Here is a 573-nt window from a genome sequence, read left to right as displayed (position 1 = left end):
GGAGTGGTGACGAACACCACCCAGAACAGCGCGAATATAGTCCAGGCCTCAAAGCTCATCAGTACACCGGAGGCGCAATGACCCAGATGGCCACGGCGGGCTCATCATAGGGGTTTGCCCATTGATAGGGTTCGTGCTTGATGCGGAAACTGTCACCCGGCCCGACCGTGAAGTGCCGTGCACCGATCGTCAGGTCCAGTTGGCCCGAGATCATATATCCGACCTCCTGCGTTGGCCGGTCCGCGGGTTTTTGCATTTTGGATCGGGGCTCAAAGGTGGAATGCACCATCTCGAAATCATCGGTCAGGTCTGGCGACAGAAGTTCTTCGATCAAGCCTTCCTCGCCCGAACCCATTGGGCGTCGTGACACGGCGCGCACCACATAGCCTTGCTCCTCGACCGGGGCGGCGGAATGTGAGAATAGCATCGACATGGGAACACCCAGGCATTCTGCGATCTGACGCAGGTCCGAGATTGAAGGGTCGGACATGTCCCTTTCAACCTGACTCAGCCACCCGACCGAGCGGTTCAGGCGGTCGGCAATTTCAGTCAGCGTCAAACCCCTTGCCTTAC

Annotated in this window: 1 protein-coding gene; it reads right to left on the bottom strand. The window is 58.5% G+C overall.

Annotated elements, in window-relative coordinates; genetic code table 11:
* Positions 1 to 58: 58 nt before the first annotated feature.
* On the bottom strand, positions 59 to 573 hold a 515-nt coding region (locus ACR0E6_RS22825), incomplete at its 5' end, for a helix-turn-helix domain-containing protein (protein WP_480587711.1).

Source organism: Ruegeria sp. AP12, from assembly GCF_056540025.1.
This window is presented reverse-complemented; position numbering and strand designations above follow the sequence as displayed.